This is a genomic window from Lysobacter sp. KIS68-7 (assembly GCF_021284745.1).
GTDB lineage: Bacteria > Pseudomonadota > Gammaproteobacteria > Xanthomonadales > Xanthomonadaceae > Noviluteimonas.
The window spans coordinates 1,169,431-1,188,702 of record NZ_CP089925.1; the positions used below are offsets into that span (position 1 = coordinate 1,169,431).

21 protein-coding genes are annotated in these 19,272 nt (G+C 67.4%); 14 read left to right on the top strand and 7 right to left on the bottom strand.

All coding sequences use genetic code 11. The features are described 5' to 3' along the window. The first annotated feature begins 27 nt into the window (after positions 1-27). The 4 genes from ctaD to LVB87_RS05520 are packed head-to-tail and all read left to right on the top strand — an operon-like array spanning position 28 to position 3,314. A complete protein-coding gene (ctaD, locus tag LVB87_RS05505) occupies positions 28-1,650 on the top strand; it encodes a cytochrome c oxidase subunit I (RefSeq protein WP_232899892.1) in 1,623 nt (540 codons plus the stop codon). Positions 1,651-1,678: 28 nt separating this feature from the next. Next, positions 1,679-1,819 carry a hypothetical protein gene (locus LVB87_RS05510; RefSeq protein WP_232899893.1) on the top strand — a complete coding sequence of 47 codons (141 nt, stop codon included), beginning with the start codon at positions 1,679-1,681 and terminating at the stop codon, positions 1,817-1,819. Continuing rightward, on the top strand, positions 1,816-2,400 hold the full coding sequence (locus LVB87_RS05515) for a cytochrome c oxidase assembly protein (protein ID WP_232899894.1): 585 nt from the start codon (positions 1,816-1,818) through the stop codon (positions 2,398-2,400). The genes LVB87_RS05510 and LVB87_RS05515 overlap by 4 nt, the downstream gene beginning before the upstream one ends. 29 nt (positions 2,401-2,429) lie before the next feature. Beyond that, a complete protein-coding gene (locus tag LVB87_RS05520) occupies positions 2,430-3,314 on the top strand; it encodes a cytochrome c oxidase subunit 3 (protein ID WP_232899895.1) in 885 nt (294 codons plus the stop codon). A gap of 61 nt (positions 3,315-3,375) precedes the next feature. Here LVB87_RS05520 and LVB87_RS05525 read toward each other — a convergent pair whose 3' ends face one another. Next, positions 3,376-3,606 carry a twin transmembrane helix small protein gene (locus LVB87_RS05525; protein WP_232899896.1) on the bottom strand — a complete coding sequence of 77 codons (231 nt, stop codon included), beginning with the start codon at positions 3,604-3,606 and terminating at the stop codon, positions 3,376-3,378. Positions 3,607-3,666: 60 nt separating this feature from the next. On the opposite strand from LVB87_RS05525, the gene LVB87_RS05530 reads away from it, so the two are divergent. The 5 genes from LVB87_RS05530 to LVB87_RS05550 all read left to right on the top strand — a co-directional run bounded on the left by LVB87_RS05530 (position 3,667) and on the right by LVB87_RS05550 (position 8,952). Further along, a complete protein-coding gene (locus LVB87_RS05530; RefSeq protein WP_232899897.1) occupies positions 3,667-4,371 on the top strand; it encodes an SURF1 family protein in 705 nt (234 codons plus the stop codon). Further along, positions 4,368-4,955, top strand: a complete 588-nt coding sequence (locus LVB87_RS05535) for a hypothetical protein (RefSeq protein WP_232899898.1) — start codon at positions 4,368-4,370, stop codon at positions 4,953-4,955. The genes LVB87_RS05530 and LVB87_RS05535 overlap by 4 nt, the downstream gene beginning before the upstream one ends. Before the next feature lies 1 nt (position 4,956). After that, positions 4,957-6,105, top strand: a complete 1,149-nt coding sequence (locus LVB87_RS05540; RefSeq protein WP_232899899.1) for a COX15/CtaA family protein — start codon at positions 4,957-4,959, stop codon at positions 6,103-6,105. A 7-nt stretch (positions 6,106-6,112) separates the two neighbouring features. Beyond that, entirely contained in the window at positions 6,113-7,033 is a 921-nt protein-coding gene (gene cyoE / locus LVB87_RS05545) for a heme o synthase (RefSeq protein ID WP_232899900.1), read from the top strand. Positions 7,034-7,956: 923 nt separating this feature from the next. Then, the gene (locus LVB87_RS05550; RefSeq protein WP_232899901.1) at positions 7,957-8,952 is read left to right on the top strand and encodes a VCBS repeat-containing protein; all 996 of its coding nucleotides are present in this window, start codon (positions 7,957-7,959) and stop codon (positions 8,950-8,952) included. Here the strand turns inward: LVB87_RS05550 and dnaG are convergent, their stop codons facing one another. From dnaG to rpsU, 3 genes are all read right to left on the bottom strand, one after another. After that, on the bottom strand, positions 8,953-10,677 hold the full coding sequence (dnaG, locus tag LVB87_RS05555) for a DNA primase (protein WP_232899902.1): 1,725 nt from the start codon (positions 10,675-10,677) through the stop codon (positions 8,953-8,955). A gap of 33 nt (positions 10,678-10,710) precedes the next feature. Further along, positions 10,711-11,160 (bottom strand): GatB/YqeY domain-containing protein, encoded by a 450-nt coding sequence (locus tag LVB87_RS05560; RefSeq protein ID WP_232899903.1) that lies wholly within the window; start codon positions 11,158-11,160, stop codon positions 10,711-10,713. Positions 11,161-11,261: 101 nt separating this feature from the next. Continuing rightward, positions 11,262-11,477, bottom strand: a complete 216-nt coding sequence (rpsU, locus tag LVB87_RS05565; RefSeq protein WP_036170822.1) for a 30S ribosomal protein S21 — start codon at positions 11,475-11,477, stop codon at positions 11,262-11,264. 154 nt (positions 11,478-11,631) lie between these two features. On the opposite strand from rpsU, the gene tsaD reads away from it, so the two are divergent. Genes tsaD through folK form a run of 3 tightly spaced genes read left to right on the top strand, consistent with a single transcriptional unit; the run spans position 11,632 to position 13,507 of the window. Continuing rightward, positions 11,632-12,675: a tRNA (adenosine(37)-N6)-threonylcarbamoyltransferase complex transferase subunit TsaD gene (gene tsaD / locus LVB87_RS05570; RefSeq protein WP_232899904.1), complete on the top strand. Its 1,044-nt coding sequence runs from the start codon at positions 11,632-11,634 to the stop codon at positions 12,673-12,675. After that, positions 12,672-13,031, top strand: a complete 360-nt coding sequence (gene folB / locus LVB87_RS05575; protein WP_232899905.1) for a dihydroneopterin aldolase — start codon at positions 12,672-12,674, stop codon at positions 13,029-13,031. Before tsaD ends, folB begins: the two co-directional genes overlap by 4 nt. Further along, entirely contained in the window at positions 13,028-13,507 is a 480-nt protein-coding gene (gene folK, locus LVB87_RS05580; RefSeq protein WP_232899906.1) for a 2-amino-4-hydroxy-6-hydroxymethyldihydropteridine diphosphokinase, read from the top strand. The genes folB and folK overlap by 4 nt, the downstream gene beginning before the upstream one ends. Here folK and LVB87_RS05585 read toward each other — a convergent pair. Further along, positions 13,504-14,253, bottom strand: coding sequence for a pteridine reductase (locus LVB87_RS05585; protein WP_232900482.1), 750 nt, complete (start codon positions 14,251-14,253; stop codon positions 13,504-13,506). The genes folK and LVB87_RS05585 overlap by 4 nt on opposite strands. A 59-nt stretch (positions 14,254-14,312) precedes the next feature. Here LVB87_RS05585 and LVB87_RS05590 point away from each other — a divergent pair, with 59 nt between their 5' ends. Further along, the gene (locus LVB87_RS05590) at positions 14,313-15,524 is read left to right on the top strand and encodes an SAM-dependent methyltransferase (protein ID WP_232899907.1); all 1,212 of its coding nucleotides are present in this window, start codon (positions 14,313-14,315) and stop codon (positions 15,522-15,524) included. Between the two features lie 35 nt (positions 15,525-15,559). Then, complete coding sequence (locus LVB87_RS05595) at positions 15,560-15,931, top strand: VanZ family protein (RefSeq protein WP_232899908.1); 372 nt, start codon at positions 15,560-15,562, stop codon at positions 15,929-15,931. Here LVB87_RS05595 and LVB87_RS05600 read toward each other — a convergent pair. Next, complete coding sequence (locus LVB87_RS05600) at positions 15,928-17,175, bottom strand: multifunctional CCA addition/repair protein (RefSeq protein ID WP_232899909.1); 1,248 nt, start codon at positions 17,173-17,175, stop codon at positions 15,928-15,930. The two genes, LVB87_RS05595 and LVB87_RS05600, sit on opposite strands and share 4 nt — an antisense overlap. A 17-nt stretch (positions 17,176-17,192) precedes the next feature. Then, entirely contained in the window at positions 17,193-19,226 is a 2,034-nt protein-coding gene (locus LVB87_RS05605) for a lytic transglycosylase domain-containing protein (RefSeq protein WP_232899910.1), read from the bottom strand. Positions 19,227-19,272 lie beyond the last annotated feature (46 nt).

Below are 19,272 nucleotides of genomic sequence, written 5' to 3' on the forward strand. Positions count from 1 at the left end.
CGCATTCGCATTACCCGAGGTTAGGCCATGGCCAACTACGACGCCGTCCACCACGACGCCCACGACCACAAGCAGGGCTTCGTCGAGCGGTGGTTCTTCTCCACGAACCACAAGGACATCGGGACGCTGTACCTGCTGTTCTCGTTCATGATGTTCATCATCGGCGCCGCGATGTCGGTCGTGATCCGCGCCGAGTTGATGCAGCCGGGCCTGCAGTTCGTGAAGCCCGAGTTCTTCAACCAGATGACCACCGTGCACGCACTGGTGATGATCTTCGGCGGCGTGATGCCGGCCTTCGTCGGCCTGGCCAACTGGATGGTGCCGCTGCAGATCGGCGCGCCGGACATGGCGCTGCCGCGCATGAACAACTGGTCCTTCTGGATCCTGCCGTTCGCCTTCACGCTGCTGCTGATGACGCTGTTCCTGCCGGGCGGCGCGCCCGCCGGCGGTTGGACGCTGTATCCGCCGTTGTCGCTGCAGGGTGGCTACAACGTCGCCTTCGCGATCTTCGCCATCCACATGATGGGCATCAGCTCGATCATGGGCGCGATCAACGTCATCGCGACGATCCTCAACATGCGCGCGCCGGGCGTGGACCTGCTGAAGATGCCGATCTTCTGCTGGACCTGGCTGATCACCGCGTTCCTGCTGATCGCCGTCATGCCGGTGCTCGCGGGCGCCGTGACGATGCTGCTCACCGACAAGTTCTTCGCCACCAGCTTCTTCTCGGCGGCGGGCGGCGGCGACCCGGTGATGTTCCAGCACATCTTCTGGTTCTTCGGGCACCCCGAGGTCTACATCATGATCCTGCCCGCCTTCGGCGTGGCCTCGGAGATCATCCCGACCTTCTCGCGCAAGCCGCTGTTCGGCTACCAGGCGATGGTGTACGCCACCGCGTCGATCGCGTTCCTGTCGTTCATCGTGTGGGCGCACCACATGTTCACGGTGGGCATGCCGCTGGGCGGCGAGATCTACTTCATGTTCGCCACCATGCTCATCGCGGTGCCGACGGGCGTGAAGGTGTTCAACTGGGTCACCACGATGTGGAAGGGCTCGATCTCCTTCGAAGCCCCGATGCTGTGGGCGATCGCCTTCGTCATCCTGTTCACCATCGGCGGCTTCTCGGGCCTGATGCTCGCGATCGTGCCGGCGGACTTCCAGTACCACGACACCTACTTCGTGGTCGCGCACTTCCACTACGTGCTCGTGACCGGCGCGCTGTTCTCCATCATCGCCGCCGTGTACTACTGGTGGCCGAAGTGGACGGGCCGCATGTACAACGAGACCGCCGCCAAGTTCCACTTCTGGTGGTCGGTGATCTTCGTCAACCTGCTGTTCTTCCCGCAGCACTTCCTGGGCCTGGCCGGCATGCCGCGCCGCATCCCGGACTACAACGTCGTGTTCGCGGACTGGAACATGGTCAGCTCGATCGGCGCGTTCGGCATGTTCCTCACGCCGTTCATGATGTTCGCCATCCTGTACTCCTCGCTGCGTAACGGTGCGAAGGCGACGGATCGCGTGTGGGAAAGCGCGCGCGGCCTGGAATGGACGGTGCCGTCGCCGGCCCCGCACCACACCTTCAGCACGCCGCCGGTGATCAAGGACGGCGACCTGGCCCACGGCGACTTCGCCCACATGGACTTCGACTGACGGCGCGCAGCGCCGTCGAGCGACCCCCATGGCCGAATCCCTGCCTCCGATGAACGATCCGCAAGTCGCCGCGCGCCGCAAGAGCGCGCGCCGCACTGCGCTGATCGTCGCTGCGGTCGCGGTGGCGGTGTACGTGGCCTTCATGCTGTCGGGAGTGTTCAAGGCATGAACGCGCCCGCCCCGAAGAAGACGATGGGCATCGCGAAGATGGTGGGCGTGGCGATTGCCGCGTTCGCTTTCACCTTCGCGCTCGTGCCGCTGTATCGCATCGCCTGCGAGAAGGTGTTCGGCGTGCGCCTGGAAAAGCAGGCCGTCGAAGCGCCGGTGGGTGGAAAGGCGCAGGTCGGCCGCACGGTGACCGTCGTGTTCGACGGCGGCGTGAACTCCAAGCTGCCCTGGGCCTTCAAGCCCGAACAGGCGACGATGCAGGTCCACCCGGGCGAGCAGTACGAGGCGAAGTACTTCGCGCGCAACACCAGCGACCGCGCGATCGTCGGCAACGCCGTGCCCTCCGTGGCGCCGGCGCGCGCGTCGGGTTACTTCAGCAAGACCGAATGCTTCTGCTTCACCGCACAGACGCTCGAGGCCGGGGAAGGCCGCGACATGCCGGTGCGCTTCATCGTCGACCCGGCGTTGCCGGACGACGTCAACACGATCACGCTCTCGTACACCTTCTACAAGAACGATGCCCAGACCGCGCAGATCAACGCGCCGAAGGGTGGTTCGAACCTGCCGCACGCGGCTCCCTGAGCCCCATACGAATCATCGGAAGACCAGCCATGGCCCAAGCGCACCACGACTCCCACGACGCGAACGTCTACTACGTGCCGCACGGCAGCCGCTGGCCGGTGATCGCCTCGGTCGCGTTGTTCACGACGATGATTGGTTTCGCCTTCTGGCTCAATGACGAGCCCGTCGGCAAGATCGTCTTCTTCCTCGGCATCGCGTTCCTCGCCGCCATCTTGTTCAACTGGTTCCGCGACGTCATCCGCGAGTCGCTGCGCGGTTTCTACAACAAGCAGGTGGACACCTCCTTCCGCATGGGGATGGTGTGGTTCATCTTCTCCGAGGTGATGTTCTTCGCCGCGTTCTTCGGTGCGCTGTTCTACGCGCGCACGTTCGCGTTGCCGTGGCTCACCGGCGAAGGCCAGAAGGTCGCCACGCACATGCTGCTGTGGCCGGGCTTCACTGGCGGCTGGCCGAGCAACGGCCCGGGCGACATCGGTGGCGTGTACAACACGATCCCGGCGTGGGGCCTCCCGCTGCTCAACACCCTGATCCTGCTGTCCTCGGGCGTGACCGTCACCATCGCGCACCACGCGCTGAAGGCCGGCCACCGCAAGCAGCTGCTGCTGTTCCTCGGCATGACGGTGATGCTCGGCGCGCTCTTCCTGTACTTCCAGGCGCACGAGTACCTGCACGCCTACAAGGAACTGAACCTGACGCTCGGCTCGGGCATCTACGGTTCCACTTTCTTCATGCTCACCGGCTTCCACGGCGCGCACGTGACGCTCGGCACTATCATGCTGGCGATCATCTGGTTCCGTTGCGCTGCGGGCCATTTCAACCGCGAAAACCACTTCGCCTTCGAAGCCGTGGCCTGGTACTGGCACTTCGTCGACGTGGTGTGGCTGGGCCTGTTCCTCTTCGTCTACGTGCTGTAAGCGCGGAGCGAAGCGTTCGACACCACGGGCCGGCTTGCCGGCCCGTCTGGTCTCCGGGGGTTTAGTGCGGCGGTGCGCGGCCGATGCCGTGCGGCGTGATCCACCCCATGTAGATCGCCAGGATGACGAACAGGATGAGTGCGACCGACAGCGCGATGCGCTTGGTCAGCGCGTTGACCGTCCGCTTGGTCGTGCCCTTGTCGACCAGCATGTAGTAGAGCCCGGCGCCGAGGTTCCAGAGGATGAGGATCAGGACCGCGACGATGACCAGCGTCTTCAGCGAATCGCTCATGGCGGGGTTGGAGCTCGAAGTGGGTTCGTCCGCATTATCGCGCCACGCGGGGAAAGTCGCGTGACCCGTACGAAGACGCTCTGGTTCGGCTGGGCGCTGGCGCTGCTGGCCATGGCGGGGTTTGCGCGCCTGGGGTTCTGGCAGTGGGATCGGATGCATGAGAAGCAGGCGCTGCTGGCCAGCGTGGCGGAAGTGCTGCGCGACAAGCCCGTGCATGCCCTCGACTCGGACGTCATCGGCGGCATCGAATGGGTGGACGGCGAAGGGCAGATGCTCCCGCCGACCCTGTTCCTCGACAACCAGATGCGCGAAGGCCGGGCGGGCGTGCACATGTACTGCATCGTCCAGCCGGACGCGGCGGCGCCACGGCGTTTGATCGACTTCGGATGGCTGCCCGTCGGCGGCGACCGCACGATGCCGCGCGAATCCTGCCCGACCGGCCGACAACACATTCGCGGCCTCAGCACGCCCTTGCCGTCGAGCGGCCTGAAACTTGGGCCGGCGATGCAGGACATCAGCAAGACGCGCTGGGTGATGACACGCGTCGACAACGAGGCCATTGCCGCCGCGACGCACATCGGCACGATCGATCGCGTCATCCGCCTCGACCCCGCACTCCCCGGCGGCTACGCACGCGACCTCGACATCCTCCCCAACACCCTTCCCCCCGAACGCCACCTCGGCTACGCCGTGCAATGGTGGGCGCTCGCACTCGCGGTGCTCGTCACCGCGGTGGTCCTGACGCTCCGGAAACCCCGCAAATGACGCAGCACCAAGACGCCATCGATCGCGCCACCCGAAATCGCAACCGCTGGGCGCTCGTCGCCATCGCGGCGCTGTTCTTCGGCGCGCTGATCCTCGCAGGCCTGCTGCGCTTCTCCGGCTGGCGCCCGGCCGGCATGAAGAACGCGGGCGAACTGCTGCAGCCGCCGGCGGACCTGCGCCAGGTCGTGCCGATGCAGGTCGACGGCACGCCGTACAAGTGGAGCGACGCACCGCGCACGTGGCGCATCGTGGCGATGACGCATGACTGCGATGGCGCGCAGCGCCGCGCGTGCGAATCGCTGCTCGAGCAGCTCGACAAGGTGTGGCAGCTCTCCGGAAAAGACGCCGACCGCGTGCACGTGCTGTGGGTGGGCCCGCTGCCGCAGGGCGGCCCGCGCCCGGCCACGCTGCACAACCTGAAGATGAGCGATGCGCTGCGCGACGGCATGCCGCGCGCGGAGGACGCGAAGGGGTTCCCCGTGTACGTGCTCGACCCCAACGGCTGGGTGGTTCTGCGCTACGCTCCCGGCTTCGACGCGTCCGGCCTGCGGACCGACCTGTCCCGTTTGCTCAAGGTGAACTGAGATGGCGCCGCAGAAACCCGTCGTGTTGCACCGCAATTTCCATCGCATCGCGTGGCTCGCGGTCGCGCTCGCCTTCGGCGTGATCGTGTTCGGCGCCTTCGTGCGCTTGTCGAATGCGGGCCTGAGCTGCCCCGACTGGCCGACCTGCTACGGCCGCGCCACCTGGCCCAAGCTCGCGACGGACGCTGTCGACCACGCTGCCACCGCCATCCGCGCGGTCGAACCGCACAAGGCGTGGCGCGAGCAGGTGCACCGCATGCTCGCCGGTTCGCTCGGCATCCTCGTGCTCTCGCTTGCACTGCTTGCCGCGCGTCGTCGCCAGCATGGCATCGCGCAGGTGCTGATCGCCGCGATCCTCGTGGGCATCGGCATTCCCTTGTACATGCATGGCCAACATGCCGCCGCATCGGCGTTCGCGATCGCAGGCGAGGGCGTGTTGCTGTTCGCAGCCTTGCGATGGTCCAACGTGGATCTCGCACGCGCCGCCACGCTCACGCTTGCCATCATCATCTTCCAGGCCTTGCTGGGCATGTGGACCGTGACGTGGCTGCTCAAACCCATCGTCGTGATGGGGCACCTGCTCGGCGGCCTGACCACGTTCTCGTTCCTGACCTGGATGGCGTGGCGCGCGACCGACCTGCCGATCCGCCTCGCCGACGCAGGCCGCGTGCGCACGCTGCTCTACATCGGCCTGGCCTTGCTCGCGATCCAGATCGCGCTCGGCGGCTGGACCAGCGCCAATTACGCCGCGCTCTCGTGCGGCAATGATTTCCCGAAGTGCGTGGGCCAGTGGTGGCCCCCGACCGATTTCCACCAGGGATTCGTGCTCTGGCGCGGCATCGGCGTGGATTACGAAGGCGGCGTGCTCGACGGCCAGTCGCGCATCGCGATCCAGATGGCGCATCGCATGATGGCGGGCGTCGCGTTCTGCTACCTCGCGTTCCTGGCGTTCCGACTCGTGCGCATCCCGGGCATGCTTGCCTGGGGCGTGACGCTGGGTGCGTTGCTGCTGGCGCAGGTCGCACTCGGCATCGCCAACGTGAAGCTCGGCCTGCCGCTGCACGTCGCGGTGCTGCACAACGCGGGCGCGGCGCTGCTGCTGTTCGTGCTCGTCTCCCTGATCGCGCGCGTGCGCCCGCCGGAGACCTGAGGACAGCATGCGTTCGCAGGTGGCCCAGTACTGGACGTTGACCAAGCCGCGCGTGGTGGCGCTGATCGTGTTCACCGCGCTCGTCGGCATGTTCCTGGCCGTGCCGGGCCTGCCACCGCTGCAGGAAAGCGTGTTCGGCCTGCTGGGCATCTGGCTGGCCGCGGCCTCGGCGGCGGCGATCAACCACGTGCTCGACCAGCGCATCGATGCGGTGATGGCGCGCACGCACGATCGTCCGTTGCCGACCGGTGGCTTGCGCACGTCGCAGGCGGTTGCCTTCGCGCTGACGCTGGGCATCGCGTCGATGGCGATCCTGGTGTTGCTCGTCAACGTGATTTGCGCGCTGCTGACCTTCGCGTCGCTGATCGGCTACGCGATCGTCTACACCGGGTACCTGAAGCGCGCGACGCCGCAGAACATCGTGATCGGCGGCATCGCCGGCGCGGCGCCGCCGCTGCTTGGCTGGTCCGCGGTGACCGGCATGCAGGGCGAGTGGGATTGGCCGCACGCGTTGCTGCTGGTGCTGATCATCTTCCTGTGGACGCCGCCGCACTTCTGGGCGCTGGCGATTTTCCGCCGCGAGGATTACGCGAAGGCGATGATCCCGATGCTGCCGGTGACGCACGGGGTGACCTACACGCGCTGGCAGATCCTGTTCTACACGGTGCTGTTGGTGGTGGCGACGATGCTGCCGCGGGTGATCGAGATGAGCGGCAACTTCTATCTCGGTGGTGCCATCGTGCTCGGTGCGGTCTTCCTTTGGTATGCGTGGAAGTTGCTGGATCCGCCGGATGAGTTCTTCGCGATGAAGACCTTCCAGTATTCGATCGTGTACCTGATGGCGCTGTTCGCCTTCCTGCTGCTGGACCACTGGCTGATGCCGTTCCTGCAGGGTGCGCCTGGGATGCAATTCCAGCCGGTTGGGTGACTGACTGACACCAGAAGGGCGGACCGCCACGAGCCGTCGTGTGTCTCCTGGCCGCTCGATGACGCACTCCCGTCCAGGAGACACACGACGTCTCGCGTCGCTCCGCTCGCGATCCGATGTTTGCGCGGAGCGTCTGGAGGCCGCGTGCCACCGCGATGCGATCGCGTGCGCCAACTTCCGGCTCCGGACGGTCGGCACTTTGCCCCCTCGCTCGCTGCATCGGCATGTGCGTCCCGCTTCGGAGGGCAAGGTGCCTAGATATCAATTTTTGGGGACGCACCTTCGGTCCGAAGGGGCGCGTGCCCACAAATGTCGCTAGGCACGTTGCCTGCCGAAGGTGACGCACGCGACGGCGCAGCGCCGAGGTGGGCAGGGGCCGTCCATCAGAATTTACGGTGTAGGCGCGGAAGCGGTGGATTGCGGCGCGCCCACAACCCCAGACGCTCCGCGAGGGCATCAAATCGCGAGCGGAGCGACGTGAGGTGTCGGGTGTGTCTTGGCCGCGACTTGTCGTATGGAGTGGACAAGACACACCCGACACCTCATGGCGATTCGCCCGTCTTGTGGAAAAACCGCGGAATTCGTCGCGATTCCGCGCTGTAACAACCCCTGCCTGTTACACGACGCCCAGCCTGTGACGCATTTCGCATCGCATCGTCCTGCATCGGCGTTTCATCGGGCTGCGCACCGGGGAAGGGGTGCGTACAGGGGAAATTGCCATGCACCGTTCGACCGACTCCGACCGCAGCGAGCGCAGCGCGCGCGTACTGCTGTTCCTGACACTGTGCGCCGCCGTGCTCTGGGCGCTGGCGTCCGCGCCCGCCTGAGGCCAGCCGCCCCTCGCATCCTTCACGCCCGCATCCGACCAGCGGGCGTATCTAGCTTGCAGCGTCCGAGCGCTCCCTCCCATGCGGAGGCTTGGCATGCGCGCATTCATTCCCACGATCTCTTCCCTGGCCATCGCCTTGGCGTGCGTGCCCGCGACCGTCGTTGCCGGCCAGGCCGACGTGCTCTGGCGCAACGGCCAGACCGGGCAGAACGTGATCTGGAAATCCGCCAGCGGCGGGATGACCCGGACGGTCTCGACGGTGGCCACGCGCTGGCACGTGGTCGGCGTCGGCGACTTCAACGGCGACGGCGTGGGGGATGTGTTGTGGCGCGACATGCAGACCGGCGCGAACAGCGCCTGGGGCGGCTGCAACAACATGTCGGCGATGGCGATCACTGCGGTGCCGAGCCAGGATTGGGTGGTCGCCGGCATCGGCGATTTCGACTACGACGGCGCCGACGACATCCTCTGGCACCACAACCGCAGCGGCGCCAATGTCATCTGGCGGCGCGGCATGAGTTCGATGGCGATGCCGGTGGCCACGGTCACGAGCCAGAACTGGCAGATCGTGGGCGTCGGCGACTTCGACGGCGACCTGTACGCCGACATCCTGTGGCGTGATCGCGTCACGGGGCGCAACGTCGCATGGCGTCGCGGCAACGCGGGGTCTGCGGTTTCGCTGGTCACGGTGGCGAATCCCGCATGGCACGTCGTCGGCGTCGGCGATTTCAACGGCGACCATCGCGACGATGTGCTGTGGCGCAATGCGACGACCGGGCAGAACGTGCTCTGGCGCGCGGCGAACGGCGCGCAAGCCATCGTGCTGTCGACGGTGGCGGCAGCGAGCTGGCAGGTGGCGGGTGTCGGCGATTTCAACGACGACGGCATCGCCGACATCCTGTGGCGCGACAGCGCAAGCGGGCACGACGTGATCTGGCGTTCGGGCAATGCAGCGACGCAGACACCGGTCGGCACGGTGCCGGGGCAGGCCTGGAGCGTAGCGGCCGTGCACGACTTCGACGATGCGTCGGAGCCCGAACCCTATCCGATGCCCAACCCGAATCCGAATCCTTATCCGGGCGGCTACTGATCAGGCGCGGGTGAGCAGGAGCCCGCGCAGTTCGTCCTTGTCGCGATCGTCGAGCGCGCCTTCGCGCTGCTTTTCCTGCAGCTCGTCGATGCGTTGCTGCACGGTCTGCTTTTCGAGCTGCGCCATCGTGTCGAGGAATTCGGCCTGCCACATGGCGTCGTTGCCCGGCAGCGTTTGCGTGGCGAGCTTGTGCAACGCGGCCGCCTCTTCGCGCTCGCCGAAATGTTCCAGCACGCCGCCGGTGCGGATGTCCGGACGTTCGCGCACCAGCGCCACGAGTTCGGACAGCAGCTCGATGCCCGGCTGGCGCAGGGCGGCGAAGCGATAGGGCGGCTGCAGTGCGAGTGCGACGGAAGGTTGCTGCAACAACAGCGCGATCGCACTGCGCACGAGGCTGCGCTTGGGCGCATGCACGGGCGGGGCGTTGCGCGCGCGCTGCGCGGGGACGTGTTGCTCGGGCTGGCTCGACCGCGCGCCGACGCCGGTGAGCTCCGTCAGCCGCTGCTTCATCAGGTCGCCGAACGCGCCATCCGGAATCTGCGCGAGCAGGGGCTTGCAGCGTTCGGCCAGGCGCGCCTTGCCGTCGAGGCTCGACAGGTTCACGTCGGCGGTCATCTGCCCGTAGAAGAACTCGGAGAGCGGCGTCGCCTGGCGCAGGCGCGCATCGAAGCCTTCCACCCCTTCCTTGCGCACGATGGTGTCGGGATCCTCGCCGTCGGGCAGGAACAGGAAGAACGCCTGCCGGCCATCCTTCATGCGCGGCAGCACCGACTCCAGCGCTTTCCACGCGGCGCCGCGTCCTGCGCGATCGCCGTCGAAACAGAAATACACATCCGCCGCGTTGCGGAACAACAGCTCCGCATGGTCGGGCGTGGTCGCCGTGCCGAGCGTCGCCACTGCCTGCGTCACGCCGTACTGCGCAAGCGCGACGACGTCCATGTAGCCCTCGACCACGATCAGCCGTTCGAGCTTGCTGTTGACCTGGCGCGCCTGCCACAGGCCGTACAACTCGCGGCCCTTGTGGAAGAGCGCGGTCTCCGGCGAATTGAGGTACTTCGGCGAGTCCTCGGGATCGATGACGCGGCCGCCGAAGGCGATGGTGCGCCCGCGTCGATCCGCGATCGGGAACATCAGGCGATCGCGGAACTTGTCGTAGACGTGGCCCTTGTCGTTCTTCGAAAACAGGCCCGCGCGCTCGAGCAGTTGCATGCGGCGCTGGTCGGTGCCGAGCGCATCGCGTAGCGCGTTGAAGCCGTCCGGCGCGTAGCCGATGAGGTAGCGCTCGGCGATGTCCGCGGAAATCTCGCGGCGCTCGACGTAGGCCTTCGCCTTGTCGCTGCCGGCCAGGTGCTTGCGGAAGAATTTCGCCGCCGCGTCGAGCGCGGCGTACAGGTCGTGCGTGTCCGAATCCTGGTTGCGCTGCTGCGTATCGCGCGGCACTTCCATGCCGACGCGCTTGGCGAGCTCGTCGACCGCGTCGAGGAACTCGAGGCGGTCGTAATTCATCAGGAAGGAGATGGCGGTGCCGTGCGCGCCGCAGCCGAAGCAGTGGTAGAACTGCTTGGTCGGCGAAACGGTGAAGCTCGCCGAACGTTCGTCGTGGAAGGGGCAGCGCGCCGCGAATTCCTTGCCCTGGCGCTTCAACGGCACGCGCGCTGCGATCACCTCGACGATGTCGGAGCGCGCGAGCAGGTCATCGATGAAGGCGTCGGGGATGCGGGCCATTGTTCGTCAGCATGCCACGCGGCGGCGCCAGACTCAGCCGCCGGCCAGGCGCCGCTTCACGATCGCCGAAACATCGCCCATGTCGGCCTTGCCGGCCAGGCGCGGCTTGAGCACGCCCATCAGCTTGCCCATGTCGGCCGGGCCCGCGGCGCCGCTGTCGCGGATCGCGCCGTCGACGATGTCCACGATCTCCGCTTCCGACAACTTCGCCGGCAGGTAGTGCTCGATCACCGCGATCTCCGCGCGCTCGATCCCGGCGAGGTCTTCGCGACCGGCCGCGTCGTACTGCGACACCGAATCGCGGCGCTGCTTGACCATCTTGTCGAGCACGGCGAGCACCTGGGCGTCGTCGAGTTCGATGCGCTCGTCCACTTCCTTCTGCTTGATCGCCGCGTTGACGAGGCGGATCACGCCGAGGCGTTCCTTGTCACCCGCCTTCATGGCGGTCTTCATGTCGTCGGTGAGCTGGGTCTTGAGGCTCATGGCGGTCCCTCGATGGCGGTCGGCAGAAATGCGAAAAGCCGGCGCGCTAGGAGCGCAGCCGGCTTCGCGGGATCACGATTGGGGCCGAAGCCCCGAAGCGATCAGTACAGGCGCTGGCGCTTGGTCACGTCGCGCGAGGTGCGACGGGCCTGGCGCTTCACCGCGGCGGCGGCCTTGCGCTTGCGTTCCTGCGTGGGCTTCTCGTAGAACTCGCGCTTGCGGGTCTCGGCGAGGACGCCGGCCTTCTCGCAGGTGCGCTTGAAGCGGCGCAGGGCAAACTCGAAAGGCTCGTTTTCGCGGACTTTGACGCTCGGCATACGGTTTCTCTGTTCTGGAAGGTCGCCCCGTGAAGGGCGCTTGAGCCGGGGAAGGCCCGGCGAGCCGCGTATGATACCGGCACCCTTTCCGAAGGCGCAACCGCGCACGCCCCGCTCCTTCGGATCCGGTGCTCCAATCCCCACATTTCAGGCCATGCGCGTCCTCGGCATCGAAACCTCCTGCGACGAAACCGGCGTGGCCGTCTACGACACCGCACGCCCCGGCCCCGAGGGCCTGCGCGCGCACGCGGTCTACAGCCAGATCGCGCTGCACGCCGAATATGGCGGCGTGGTGCCCGAACTCGCGAGTCGCGACCACGTTCGCAAGCTCCTGCCGCTGATCCGGCAGACCCTTGCAGAAGCAGGCCTGTCGACCTCGGACCTGGATGGCGTGGCCTATACGGCCGGTCCCGGCCTCGTCGGCGCCCTGCTGGTGGGGGCGGGCGTGGCCCGGTCGCTGGCCTGGGCCCTCGATCTGCCCGCCATCGGCGTCCATCACATGGAAGGCCACCTGTTGGCGCCACTGCTGGAGGACCCCGACCTCGCGCCGCCGTTCGTCGCATTGCTCGTCTCCGGCGGCCATACGCAGCTGGTGGAAGTCGATGCGATCGGCTCCTACCGGCTGTTGGGCGAAACCCTGGACGACGCCGCAGGCGAGGCCTTCGACAAGACCGCCAAGCTGATGGGGCTGCCGTACCCCGGCGGTCCGCAACTCGCGGCGTTGGCCGAAACCGGACGCCCGGGCGCCTACAAGTTCGCGCGTCCAATGACCGACCGCCCCGGCCTCGATTTCAGTTTCAGCGGCCTGAAGACGCAGGTGCTGCTGGCTTGGCGCGACAGCGACCACAGCGATACGACCAAGGCCGACATCGCGCGCGGCTTCGAAGACGCGGTGGTCGACACGCTCGCCATCAAGTGCGAACGCGCGCTGGATGCCGCCGGTTGCGACACGCTCGTGGTGGCCGGCGGCGTGGGCGCGAACAAGCGCCTGCGCGCCAAGCTCCAGCAGATCGCGGAAAAGCGCGGTGGCCGCGTGTGCTTCCCGCGTCCGTCGCTGTGCACCGACAACGGCGCGATGATCGCCTTCGCCGGCGCGCTGCGTCTGGTCGACGGCCAGCGCGCGAACGCGGAAGTCACGGTGCAACCGCGCTGGGATATGGCATCGTTGCCCGCCGTCCAGTCGCGCACGCCTGCATGAGCCACGACAAAGTCTTCATCGAAGGCCTCGAGATCGAGGCCCTGATCGGCATCTACGATTGGGAGCGGCGCATCCGCCAGCCGCTGCGCTTCGACGTCGAGATGGCCTTCGACAACCGCAAGCCCGCGGCCACCGACGCCATCGAAGACACGCTCGATTATAAGGCGGTGAGCAAGCGCCTGATCGCCTTCGTGACCGCATCCGACTTCGGTCTCGTCGAAACGCTGGCCGAGCGTTGCGCCGCGCTGATCCTCGACGAGTTCGGCGTGCGGCACGTGCGATTGAAGCTCAGCAAGCCCGGCGCCGTGCGCGGTGCGACGGCGGTGGGCGTGATCATCGAACGCAGTCGCGAGTGACCAAGTCTTACCTCAGCCTCGGCAGCAACGTCGAACCCGAGCGGCACCTGCGCGCGGCGATCGATGCGCTGCGCGCGCGCTTCGGCGAAGTGGTCCTGTCGCCGATCTATCGCTTCCCCGCGGTCGGCTTCGACGGCCCGGATTTCCTCAACGCCGCGGCGATCGTCGAATCCGACCTCGATGCGCATGCGCTCGTCGATTGGCTGCACGCGCTGGAAAGCGCAAACGGCCGTGTGCGCGGCCCGGTGAAGTTCAACGACCGCACGCTCGACATCGACCTGGTGTACTTCGGCGATCTCGTGCTCGACACGCCACAACTGCAGCTTCCGCGCCCCGAGTTGCGCCACGCCTTCGTGCTGCGCCCGCTCGCCGACATCGCGCCCGGATTCGTGGATCCGGTGCGCGGCGAAACATTGGCCACGATGTGGCGCGCGCATCCGGACCACGACGCGCTGCTGCAGACCGTCGCGCTTTAGCCCTCGAGCATGCGCCCGCCGTCCAGGCGCAACACCTGGCCGGTCGTATAGGTGGCATCGCGCAGCAACCAGCGCACGGCTTCGGCCACTTCCTCGGGCGTGCCCGTGCGTCCGAGCGGCGTGCGTTCGAGCATCGCCTGTTTCGCCGCATCGTCCTTGCCCGAATCGGGCCACAGGATCGCGCCTGGCGCCACGCCGTTGACGCGTACCTCCGGCGCCAGTTCCAGCGCAAGCGAGCGCGTCATGTACGCCAGCGCCGCCTTGCTCATGCCGTAGAGCGTGTGCGCTCGCATCGGGCGTTCGCCGTAGATGTCGACCAGGTTGACGATCGCACCGTGCGTGGCGCGCAAGTGCGGTGCCGCGGCCTGCGCAAGGAAGTAGGGCGCGCGCGCATTCGCACCGAACAGCGCATCCCATTGCGCGGGTGTCGCCTCGCCGACGGGCGTGGGGAAGAACGCCGAGGCGTTGTTCACCAGCGCATCGAGCCGGCCGAAGTGGCCCACGGTCTGCGCGATCAGTTCCGGCAATCGATCGAATTGCGTGAGGTCCGCCTGCAGCACGCGCGTACTGCCGGCGCGCGCGGCTTCCAGCGAGGCCGCCAGCGCATCCGCCTCCTCGCGCGAGCGACCGCAATGCAGCGCCACCGAGTAGCCCGCCCCGTGCAGCGTGCGTGCGATGGTCGCGCCCAGGCGACGGGCGCTGCCGGTGACCAGGACGACGTGGGGTTCGATGCTCATGGGCGCCATCATGGGGAGTTGCGCTGCTTCCGGCTATCCTGCCGGCAATGTTGCCGCATTCGCCTGCCATGTCCGCCTCTTCCCCGGACGATCCCGCCCGACTTCCGCTCCCCGACGCCGACGCCCTCGCTCATAGCGAGCGCCTGGCCAACCTGATCCGCGCGCAGATCCACGGTGCGGGCGGGGCGATCCCGTTCTCCCGCTTCATGGAGCTCTGCCTCTACGCGCCGGGATTGGGCTACTACAGCGCGGGCGCGACGAAGTTCGGCGCGGCGGGCGACTTCATCACCGCCCCCGAGCTCGGGCCCCTGTTCGCGGCCTGCGTGGCCGACAGCCTCGCGCCGGTGATGCAGCAACTCGGCCCGGGCGCCGACATCGTCGAGCTCGGCGGTGGCAGCGGCGCGTTCGCGGAAGTCGCGCTCAAGAAACTGCTCGCGGCCGACGCCCTGCCTTCGCGCTACGCCATCCTCGAACCGAGCGCCGACCTGCGCGCACGCCAACAGGAGCGCTTGCGCCAGCAACTCAATCCGCTGCTCTACGATCTGGTCGACTGGCTCGATGCGCCGCCGCAGGACTCCTGGAACGGCGTGCTGTTCGCCAATGAAGTGATCGATGCCTTGCCGACGCCGCGCTTTACCTTGCGCGACGGCGAAGTATTCGAAGAACACGTGGCGCTGGATGGGGAAGGGCGCTTCGTGCGCACCGATCGCCCCGCCGATGCGCTGCTCGCCGCCGCAGTGCGACACGTCGAACGCCAGCGCAAGGAAGGCGATTTCCCCGACGGCTATCGCTCCGAGCTGCTGCCGCAATTGCCGTACTGGATCCAGGCCGTCATCGGTGGCTTGCGCAGCGGCGCGATGCTGTTCGTCGATTACGGCTATCCGCGCGGCGAGTACTACTCCGCGCAACGCAGCGACGGCACCTTGCGCGCGTTCTATCGACACCGCATGCGCGAAGACGTGTACGCATGGCCCGGGTTGCAGGATCTCACCGCGTCCGTCGACTTCACCGCGCTCGCCGAGGCGGGGACCGGTGCGGGGTTCGATTTCACCGGTTACTGCGCGCAGGCAAGCTTCCTCATCGGCAACGGCCTGGAACGCAACCTCGCCGCGGCCGAATCGCGTGCGCAGGACGAAGCAGGGCGTTATCGCCTGCGCCAGGAAGCCAAGCACCTCACCTTGCCCGGCGAGATGGGCGAGCGTTTCCAGGTGATGGGCTTCCAGCGCGACGTCGAACTCGGCGTCGCCTTCCTCGCCGGCGACCTGAGCTGGCGCCTGTGATCCGCTGGCCGGGGAGCGGCGCACTCAAACCGTTCGTGCGTCCGCAGCGTTGGCTGGGCACCTGGTGGACGATGATCGCGGCGGTCGTCGTCGGATCGCTGCTGCCTGCGTTGCTGCTGCCGCACGTGCCTGAGGGCGGCGACAAGGCGGAACATCTCATCGGCTACGCGCTGTTGTCTGCCACGGCGGTCCAGTTGTTCGCATCGCGCGCGGCGGTATGGCGTGCGGCGGGCGGCCTCGTTACGATGGGCGTGCTGGTGGAAATCGCGCAGGGCACGCTGACGACGTCGCGCTCGATGGATCCGTGGGATGCGCTCGCCAATACGATCGGTGTTGCGTTGGGCCTGGCGACGCTGTGGCTGCCGATCCGGGATGCGTTGCTGAAGCTCGAACCCAGCGCCGCTTAGGCGTCTTCGTCGTCGGGCACCGGCGTTGCACGCGCGGCACGGATCGCGCGGATGCGCGCCTGCGCCAACGCTTCGCCGAGGGCCGGGCCTTCGAGTCCTTCTCGCGCGACATCCGCCGCGCGCACGGATTGCGCCGCCGCCAGCAAGCGCAACAACTCCTCGCGCTGCGGATATGCGGAATCCTGCAATCCCGCGCGCCCACGCTTGTCCGCTTCGCACACGAGCGCGAGTTGCGCCAGACGCTCGGGCTGGCGGAACGCATCGCAACGCACCAGCAATTCGTGCACGGTGCGGTCGCGCAGTTCGAACAGACGATGCACGTTGAGATGCTCGCGACAGGCGATGCGCCCGAGGTCCGCATGTTGGCGCGGCACCTTGAGGCGTTCGCACAAGGCGCGCAGCGGGGCGACGCCTGCATGTTCGTGGCCCACGTGCCGCGGCAGTACATCGGCAGGCGTGAGCGCCTTGCCCAGGTCGTGCACGAGCGCGGCGAAGCCCACGACATCGTCGCCAGGTGCAATCATCGCGGCCATGTCGCACACGAGTTCGATATGCACGCCCGTATCGACTTCCGGGTGGTATTCGGCGCGCTGCGGCACGCCGTAGAGCGCGTCGACTTCAGGCAGCACCACACCGAGCGCACCGCAGGAACGCAGCGTTTGCAGGAAGGCCGAAGGCGTGGCCGAAGCGAGCGCGCGCACCAGTTCCTGCCACACGCGCTCGGGCACGAGTTCGGCGAGCTCGCCGCTCTCGACCATTCCGCGCATCAACGCCATCGTTTCCGGCGCGACAGTAAAGCCCAGTGACCCGAACCGCGCCATGAAGCGCGCCGCGCGCAACACGCGCAGCGGATCCTCGGAGAACGCAGCGCCAACGTGGCGCAAGACGCGCGCCTTCAGATCGCGCTCGCCACCAAAGGGATCGACGAGCGTGCCGTCCTCGGCTTGCGCGATGGCGTTGATGGTGAAGTCGCGACGCTCCAGGTCCTGCTCGAGCGTCACGTCCGGGTGCGCATCCACGACGAAGCCGCGATGGCCGCGGCCGGACTTGCGTTCGGTGCGCGCGAGCGCGTACTCCTCGCCCGTTTTCGGATGCAGGAAGACCGGGAAATCACGGCCCACCGTCTTGAATCCGCGCGCATGCATCGCTTCGGGCGTTTCGCCCACGACCACGAAGTCGCGATCCCCCGGCGGCAAGCCGAGGAGACGATCCCGCACCGCGCCGCCGACGAGGTAGGTCTGCATGCCGCCGATTATGTGGCCTATTGCGCCTCGGATTTCGAGGCCGCCGCAAGGGGCCCCGGGCATTCGAAGGACTTGCGCGCCGCGGTCTTGCCCAGCATCCGCTGCGATATCGGTGCGGCGTCGCCGTTGAGGCGCCAGTCGTAGATCACGCTGAAGGCCAGCACGCGCGCGACGTACTCGCGCGTTTCCTTGTAGCTGAGGGTCTCGATCCAGAAATCCGGATCCATGCCGGGCCGCTGCGCCTGCCAGCGCGCCAGGGGCGCCGGGCCTGCGTTGTAACCGGCGAGCACCATGTACGGCGGGCCGTACTTGTCGTAGAGCTCGCGCAGATAGGCCGCGCCGATGGCGATGTTCGCGTCGGGGTCGTACAGGGTCTGCACGCCGTTCCAGGGCACGCCGATGCGGCGCGCGGTCGCAAGGCCCGTGGTCGGCACGATCTGCATCAGGCCCATCGCATTCGCACCCGAGCGCGCGTTCGGATTGAACACGCTCTCGGCGCGGATCTCCGCGGCGACCCACGCCGGATCGAGTCCGTTCTTCGCCGCTTCACGGCGGATGGTCGCGTCGTGGTGGATCGGGAAGCGCAGCGCGTACATGCGTTGTTCTTCCGGCTGCTTGCCGAGCGCGAACACGGCACGGTCGAACCAACCGTTCTCCTGCGCCACCGCCACCGCATTCCGACGCTGCATGTCGTCGAAGCGCGAGAGCGCATCGTCCCATTCGCGCTGCGCCCAACCCGGGCGATCCACCTGGTACAGCGCCATTGCGCGCACGATCGCCGGATCGCGCGCCACCTGCGCCTGCGCGGCGCCGCCGACCTGCGGATCCACCGGGCACAGCGCATACGGCTGGTCGATGCGATCGGCGGCGAGGAATCCGTGGAATTCCGGCTTGCGCGCGGCCTGGCGATAGAGCGCTTGCGCGCCGGCCTTGTCGCCCGTCATTTCCTTCAGGCGCGCCTCGAAGTAGGTCCAGCGCGAATCGCTGCGCTGCTTGTCGCCCATCTTCTCGATCGCCGACAAGGCAGCGGGCCAATCGCTGCGCGACATCGCCTCGCGCACGCGCCACTCGTGCAGGCGCTCGTCGTAGGCGGAAGCGGGCACGTCGGCGAGGCGCTTCGCGGAATCCGGTTCGTAGGAGGCCACCGTCCACAGCGCGGCCTGGTACAGCACGCGCCCGCGGTCGGCTTCGGTGAAATCGAAAGCCTGCGCGTACTTCGGTAACTGCGTGTCGACGGACATCGGCAGCGACTTCGCCAGGCGCGCGAGCCCTTGCGACGCCATCATCCGGCTGCGCGCCGTCTTCGGCCAACCGAGCGCGCGATCGTTCACGGCATCGAAGAACGACGCGTAATCCTCGGCGAGCGCTTTTTCTTCGGACGGCAAGCCGCGCGCGGCGGCGCGCATCGAAGCCGAATCCCAATTCGCCGCGACCTTGTCGATGCGTTCCCAACGCATCGCCGACGTCAGGCCGCCCTTCGACGCGAGGATCGCGAACGGCGCATCGCAGGTTTCGGGAAACGCTTTGGCGGTGCCCGACCACGCCGCCTGCGCATCGCGCACCCATTGCGCATCGGCGTTGCCGGTGGCCTGGCGTGCATCGAGTTCCGCGCAGCGCAGCCCGAGATCGTCGATGTCGTTGGACCACGCGAGGCGGAAGGTCGGCCAATCCTGCTTGCGCGAAAGCGATGCGAGCCAGATCTCGCGGAACGCGCCGGCGACGGCCTGGCCTTTGTACTTCGCGAGGAAGGCCTGGCCGCGGCTCGCGGGCAGTGTGTCGATGTCGCGCTTGAGTGCGGCGTATTCGACCCATGCCGCCGCCGGGTGCGTGGCGATCGCCTCCGATTGCGCCGTCGAGAGCGTGCCGCGGTCGGCGGCTTCGATGGCGGCGCGCAGTTCGTCGCGACGCGGATCCAGGCGGATCGGCGCGCTGGTGAGCGGCGGTGGCTTGATCGTCGACGGGGAATTCTGCGCGGGCGCTTGCTGCGCTTCCAGCGGCGCGGAAGCACAGCAAACGAGGGCGGCGAGCAGCGGCAGCATGTTGCGCAACATGGGCCGACTATAGCGAAGCGACGTGAACGGCGATCGACGTAAAAGT